This window comes from uncultured Salegentibacter sp., from assembly GCF_963972535.1.
In the GTDB taxonomy this organism is placed as follows: Bacteria; Bacteroidota; Bacteroidia; order Flavobacteriales; family Flavobacteriaceae; genus Salegentibacter.
On the sequence record NZ_CAXAVR010000135.1, the window covers coordinates 1 to 6155 of the forward strand.

The following is a 6155-nucleotide window of genomic DNA, read 5'->3' on the forward strand; positions in this document are numbered from 1 at the left end:
TTTGAAGCTATTGAATACCAGTTTGGACTTACCGAAAAAGAGGTGATTAAGTTTATGCAAGAGCAAATGCACCCGCGCAATTGGAGAAAATGGCGCGCCAGGGTACAGGGTAGAAAAACCAAACACGCAAAACTAAGGGATATGGAGATCTCCAGGTTTAAGTCTGCCGCACAACGCCAAATTACCGGGAATCGCATTTCAAAAAAGAAATATTAAGAATTTTAAAACCCCTGGAAATCAATTAATTTCTTCCCAAACTTAATTTTAACACATCTTTTCCTTATCTTATACTTCCAAATAACTAAAAAAAATGGAAGGTTCCCGTAAATATCCCAAGCTTGTTAAAGCCTTTAGCGGTAGTTTTCTTTGGCGAAATACCGGAGGAATTATTATAGATTATAACGGGCGTTTGCTTAATTCGGCGAATTACCAATACAAGACTTCTGGAGGGAAATTCATAAAAATAAGATTTAAGAAAAAACTGAATTCGGCTAAAAAACTTCCAAAATTTAGCTGCGCCTGGAAAATGATGACCCAGGTAAATTGTTCGTTGAATTGAGATTAGCGTTTATAAATTTAATTCTTTTGCAGATTTAAGAAATAACCTAGACCCTGAGACAAGCTCAGGGTGACGATCTCACGATATGATGTCCCGAAGCTTCGGGATATTTCAGGATTTAGAATGATGATTAATCTATACCTATTAGAACTCCCGATCAAGAATTGGGCGCAGGCTCTGATAATCTGATGAAATTAAAATTACTGAGACCCCGAAACAAGTTCGGGGTGATGGGGAACCCTTAATCCTGGATTCCTATAAAGATCCTACTCGTTAAACTCCTGTTATTTCAAACTTCTTTAACGCCTTAAACTTCTAATTCCTCCCAACTTGCAAACCAACCAATAAACAAAAAACATGAATTTGAATAATAAAGTAGCCGTAGTAACCGGCGCAAGTAGCGGAATTGGTAAATCTATTGCCGAAGAACTTTCTAAAAAAGGCTGTAAAGTAGCTTTAGCCAGCCGTAGCCTGGATAAATTGAAAGATATAGGAAAAGGCCTTAGCGATAGTTTTGAAGTGGAAATGAACGTTACCAGCGATAAAAGTGTGACTGAAGCTTTTGAGAAAATATACGATAGATTTGGAAAGATAGATATTCTGGTAAATTCGGCTGGAGTAATGCCCCTTACCTACCTTAAAAACCGAAAGCTGGAAGACTGGCTACAAACTATTGAAGTAAATGTAAAAGGAACGCTACGTTGTATTCACGCTGCGCTCCCAACAATGAAAAAACAAAAAAGCGGACATATAATTAATATAGCCTCGGTAGACGGAAAAGAAATCTTTGAAGGCGGCGCTGTATATGGTGCTTCTAAGGCTGCAGTTATAGAACTTTCCCGCGCCATGCGAATGGAACTTTCTCCCGACTTTAATATTAGAGTGACTTCTATAGAACCGGGAACAGTAGAAACAAGGCTTCGTGAAGACATTAGCGATGAAGAACTACTGGAAGACAAGGACTATGGCAACGGTGAACCTAAATTAGCTCCCCAAAATATTGCCGATGCAGTTCTTTACGCCACCACCCAACCCGATAGTGTGAATGTTAATGAGTTGCTTATAAAACCTACCGGAAAGAGCTAGAAAACAGTAGTTTTTAAAATTGAGAAATATATTTGAACAGGAACCCCTCCCGCCTGCAGCCACCTCCCCTTGAAAATAAGGGGAGGAGCTTTTGGGATATTTTTAAACAATTTATTGAGAGAAATTTTCGTGTTTTAAAAGAGCAAAAACTAAAATTATTTTATTTTCAGAATCTATCCGGAAAATGATTACATATCCTTTGAAAATCATTTCCCGGATATTTTCATTTTCAAAATAAATTGATGGACAAAAAGAGTATGGGTAATCTGAAATTTTTCGAATTTCAGACAATAAGTCGGTTTTAAATTTTCTAGCAGCTGCGGGTTTATCCTTTGCAATATATCTTACCTGACGTTCAAGTTTAGTCCTGAATTTCGAAGATAGTTTAATCTTCATATTCACTTATAACTTTTTCCAGATAACTGTCATATTCTTCGAGATCCATTAAATCGGAATTCCCTTCTTCAATTGCTTTCCACTCCTTTTGAAGATTTGCTTTTTGCTTTTCAAAATCTGAATCAGGGATAATTTCGAGTTCATTTTTATCAAACTTTTCCAAAAACTCCATTAAGTCTTTATAGGCTTCTCTAGTACTAACTTTTAGGTGTATGTTTTCCATTTCAACAAGCTTTCTAATAAAGTTAACGAAAAAACCTTACAAAACCTCTTTCTGGTTTTTGGCGTAGTTGCGCCATTTTTCGATACAAGCCTGGATATCTTCTGGGATTTCGGTATTGAAGCTCATTGCCTCGCCGGTTTTTGGGTGGATAAACCCAAGGGTTTTGGCGTGTAGTGCCTGGCGGGGCAAAATCTTAAAACAGTTATCTACAAATTGCTTGTATTTACTAAAAGTGGTTCCTTTTAAGATCTTTTCACCACCATAGCGCTCGTCGTTAAACAGCGTATGCCCAATGTGTTTCATATGCACCCTAATTTGGTGCGTTCTCCCGGTTTCGAGCTTACAGGAAACCAAAGTCACATAACCAAAGCGTTCTAAAACCTTGTAATGGGTTACTGCCGGTTTTCCTTTTTCGGCTTCATCACCTTCATAAACCGTGTTTTGTAAACGGTTTTTAGGATGGCGACCAATATTGCCTTCTACCCTGCCCTCATCTTCTTCAACATTTCCCCAAACCAGGGCAACGTATTCGCGTTCGCTGGTTTTATCAAAAAACTGTTTGGAGAGGTGCGCCATTGCTTCCTCAGTCTTGGCGATAACTAAAAGTCCGCTGGTATCTTTATCAATTCTATGCACCAAACCTGGCCGATCACTGGAGTTGTTTGGCAGATTTTCAAAATGGTAAATCAGGGCATTTATAAGCGTGCCGCTGTAATTTCCATGGCCGGGATGTACTACCATTCCTGCCGGTTTATTTACCACCAGCAAGGTATCATCTTCATAAACAATATCTAACGGAATATTCTCTGGTGTCAGCAAAAACTCATACGGCGGATGCTCAAACATTACCTGCACCACATCACCGGCTTTTACTTTATAATTTTGCTTTACCTGCTCTTCGTTAACGTAAATATTACCGGTTTTGGCGGCTTTCTGAATTTTATTCCGCGTGGCATTTTCAATAAAATTCATTAAGAATTTATCTACCCGCAACGGACTCTGGCCGGGACCGGCCTCAAATTTATGATGTTCGTATAAAGTTTCGTCCTGTTCCTCTATTTCGTGTTGCTCGTCTTCCTTCATTAAAATTCTATTTCCTCCTCTTCAGAAGTTATACTATCCTGCTCTTCTTCACCTTCCATTCTATATCTTCCCGAGCCATCGCCCAAAACAAGATCAATTTTAGAAGTTTTCATCAACTCATCTCCCGGTTCCAGTTTTTTACCTTTATGTCTTAATTCTAATACCGCGTCTTCGGCAATATCGGGTTTATAACTTACGTCACCAATTTCAAAACCTAAAGATCGCAAGGTAGGTTCGGCCTGGCGGCGGGTTCTCCTAATCAAATCGGGGATCATTATTTTTCGGTAACCAGACGGATTCAATGTAAGGTAAATCTTTCTGTTTTCCTTTACAAATTGTCCCGGTTCCGGTACTTGTTCTATTACAGAATATCGCGGAAAATCGGGATTAAAATTTGCCGAATCCAGGATTTCATACCTTAAATCGAGTTCAGCCAGTTGATCGTCTACCACATCTAAAGACTGTTTAGAGAGGTCTGGCACTGCAATTCGTTGATCCTGGTTGGTAGAATAATCTAACCATCTAAGAGCTAAAAAAGCAAGTACCACAATTACAATGGCAGCAATCACTAATTGAATTAAAAAGGTTTTGCTGAAAATAAATTTAAAGAATCCCATACATTTGTTTCTAAGCAGCAAAGATATAAAACCCCTGCTTTTGGTGACAGATTGTTTGTAGATTTGTTCTTACAGTTATCGGTTCTGGGTTTTGAGTTCTCAAAGAGTATTCTAACCAGGCCAAATAGCTGAAAAACTGTTAACCGAAAACAGATAACTGACAACTGATAACGGAGAAATGAAGAAAAAAATTGCCATCGCCATGGGCGGCTTTTCCAGTGAATATAGAATTTCCATCAATAGCGGAAATATGGTTTACAAACACCTTAACCGCGATTTGTACGAACCATACCGCGTGCATATTTTGCAAAAAGAATGGTTTGTGGTGGCCGATGATGATACTCCCTACCCGATTAATAAAAACGATTTTACCGTAAAAATTGCCGGAAAAACAATTTCTTTCGATTGTGTTTTTAATACTATTCATGGTACACCGGGAGAAAACGGACTCTTGCAAGCTTACTTGGAACTAGTAGGAATCCCACAAACTACCTGTGGTTATTATCAGGCGGCATTAACTTTTAATAAACGCGACCTGATAAGCGTTTTAAAACCTTACGGAATAAAAACTGCAGTTAATTATTTTCTAAATAAAGAGGATAAGGTGAATGCGGAAGAAATTATTGCGAAGGTGGGGTTACCTTGTTTTGTTAAGGCCAATCGCGCCGGCAGTAGTTTTGGAATTACTAAAGTGAAAACTGAAGAAGAATTAGTTCCCGCTACAAAAACCGCGTTTAAAGAAGATGATGAAGTGATTATTGAATCTTTCCTGGATGGCACCGAGGTTTCTGTAGGCGTGATCACCTATAAAGGGAAAGTAAAGGCGCTACCGGTGACCGAGATAATTTCTGAAAATGAATTCTTTGATTACGAAGCTAAATATTTAGGAAAATCACAGGAAATCACCCCTGCGAATATTTCTGAAAAGAAAACCAAGCAGGTACAGGAAATCGCTAAACTGATTTATAAAAAACTCAAAATGCGAGGCTTTACCCGATCGGAATTTATTTTTCATAATGGCGAGCCTCATTTTATTGAAATGAACACCACTCCAGGTTTAAGCCAGGCGAGTATTCTGCCACAACAAGCCGAAGCCGCCGGAATCACTCTAACCGATCTCTACGGAAGCGCGATTGAAACGGCTTTGAAGTAGCAGCCCCCTAGCTTCCCGATGTAAATTCGGGACAAGCACCGAAGGGGAAATCTCACTGGAGAAAAAATATGGGCCTAATTTGTTCGTGATTTTGCGATTTTTTTATTTCGTCAAGCTGAACTTGTTTCAGCTTCTAACATGTTTTAATCACCAACAACTTAGATCCCCGATAAAAAATCGGACAGGCTCTGAAACAATCCCGACGCTTCGGGACAGGATGACGCTTAAAACACTTTCCTAAATAACCATAACGTCTGTTCGAGTAGAATTTTTAAGGCGGTAGCTTTAAAAAACTATATCGAGAACAGGTTTGAGTGTCAATACCACTTCTCGATACTTCCTCCTCGCGTTGGAAACTCGAAGTGACGAATAGTTCCAAACAACAAACCACCTCCCCCTTTGGGTACTCCTCCTTAGGAAGGAGGAGAGCTTTTTGAAAAGATCGCCACGCTCGTTCCTCGCTCGCGATGACGTTCCCTGGTAATTTCCACTTCTCATACTTCCTCCTACGTCGGAAAATCGAGGTGAGGTCTGTTTGTACAAGCTCTCAGAAAAAATTATCTAACTTAAAATATGACCTTTCGAGCGTAGCGAGACATACACTCCGTGTGTGAGTGTAGAAAATCAGCAGAGTTAAAAATTTTTGAAGCCCTGGAGTAAATTTAGCTGCTGATTTGCGATTTTTTTGGCCTTGTTGCCAAAAAACACCTCCACATAGGACGCCTTTTTTTGTTTCGTTTTTTGGGCGAGCAAAAAATGAAAAATGATAGTGAGACGTGGTAATTGTTTTGGATTAGTTTTATTTCCCTGGGAGGTTTTAATTTCTAACAAAAGATCGCCACGCTCGTTCCTCGCTCGCGATGACATTGCTTGTTAATTTCCACTTGTCATACTTCCTCCTCCCATCAAAAAACCCGAAGTGAAGAAAGAACTGGAATAAATTCATCTAAAAATGACTAAATTAGATTTCCGTCTGCACGGGGAAGACTAAATTTGATTTATGAAAAAAGCAGTATTTCCGGGGTCTTTTGATCCTAT

8 protein-coding genes are annotated in these 6155 nt (G+C 39.2%); 4 read left to right on the plus strand and 4 right to left on the minus strand.

The genetic code is table 11. The features are described from left to right. From AACZ30_RS12380 to AACZ30_RS12390, 3 genes are all read left to right on the plus strand, one after another. Nucleotides 1-216 (plus strand): TIGR03643 family protein (locus AACZ30_RS12380; RefSeq protein WP_339649688.1); only part of this gene is annotated, 216 nt, incomplete at its 5' end. 94 nt (nt 217-310) lie between these two features. Next, on the plus strand, nt 311-559 hold the full coding sequence (locus AACZ30_RS12385) for a hypothetical protein (RefSeq protein WP_208226177.1): 249 nt from the start codon (nt 311-313) through the stop codon (nt 557-559). A gap of 357 nt (nt 560-916) precedes the next feature. Then, a complete protein-coding gene (locus AACZ30_RS12390) occupies nt 917-1645 on the plus strand; it encodes an SDR family oxidoreductase (protein ID WP_339649689.1) in 729 nt (242 codons plus the stop codon). A 111-nt stretch (nt 1646-1756) separates the two neighbouring features. Here AACZ30_RS12390 and AACZ30_RS12395 read toward each other — a convergent pair whose 3' ends face one another. From AACZ30_RS12395 to AACZ30_RS12410, 4 genes are read right to left on the minus strand one after another with little or no spacing between them, the layout of a single operon-like run. Next, nucleotides 1757-2041, minus strand: coding sequence for a type II toxin-antitoxin system RelE/ParE family toxin (locus AACZ30_RS12395; protein ID WP_339649690.1), 285 nt, complete (start codon nt 2039-2041; stop codon nt 1757-1759). Continuing rightward, nucleotides 2031-2264, minus strand: a complete 234-nt coding sequence (locus AACZ30_RS12400; protein WP_339649691.1) for a hypothetical protein — start codon at nt 2262-2264, stop codon at nt 2031-2033. The genes AACZ30_RS12395 and AACZ30_RS12400 overlap by 11 nt, the downstream gene beginning before the upstream one ends. Before the next feature lie 36 nt (nt 2265-2300). Then, nucleotides 2301-3347, minus strand: a complete 1047-nt coding sequence (locus AACZ30_RS12405; RefSeq protein WP_339649692.1) for an RluA family pseudouridine synthase — start codon at nt 3345-3347, stop codon at nt 2301-2303. Then, on the minus strand, nt 3347-3964 hold the full coding sequence (locus tag AACZ30_RS12410; protein WP_075327534.1) for a PASTA domain-containing protein: 618 nt from the start codon (nt 3962-3964) through the stop codon (nt 3347-3349). The genes AACZ30_RS12405 and AACZ30_RS12410 overlap by 1 nt, the downstream gene beginning before the upstream one ends. Nucleotides 3965-4142: 178 nt before the next feature. Between AACZ30_RS12410 and AACZ30_RS12415 the strand changes: the two genes are divergently transcribed. Beyond that, nucleotides 4143-5117, plus strand: coding sequence for a D-alanine--D-alanine ligase (locus AACZ30_RS12415; RefSeq protein WP_339649695.1), 975 nt, complete (start codon nt 4143-4145; stop codon nt 5115-5117). Nucleotides 5118-6155: the final 1038 nt, after the last annotated feature.

Excerpts from the sequence above, each read along its gene's own strand:
- AACZ30_RS12385 (WP_208226177.1), top strand. The coding sequence starts at position 311 with ATGGAAGGTTCCCGTAAATATCCCAAGCTTGTTAAAGCCTTTAGCGGT.
- AACZ30_RS12390 (WP_339649689.1), top strand. The coding sequence starts at position 917 with ATGAATTTGAATAATAAAGTAGCCGTAGTAACCGGCGCAAGTAGCGGA.
- AACZ30_RS12395 (WP_339649690.1), bottom strand. The coding sequence starts at position 2,041 with ATGAAGATTAAACTATCTTCGAAATTCAGGACTAAACTTGAACGTCAG.
- AACZ30_RS12400 (WP_339649691.1), bottom strand. The coding sequence starts at position 2,264 with ATGGAAAACATACACCTAAAAGTTAGTACTAGAGAAGCCTATAAAGAC.
- AACZ30_RS12405 (WP_339649692.1), bottom strand. The coding sequence starts at position 3,347 with ATGAAGGAAGACGAGCAACACGAAATAGAGGAACAGGACGAAACTTTA.
- AACZ30_RS12410 (WP_075327534.1), bottom strand. The coding sequence starts at position 3,964 with ATGGGATTCTTTAAATTTATTTTCAGCAAAACCTTTTTAATTCAATTA.
- AACZ30_RS12415 (WP_339649695.1), top strand. The coding sequence starts at position 4,143 with ATGAAGAAAAAAATTGCCATCGCCATGGGCGGCTTTTCCAGTGAATAT.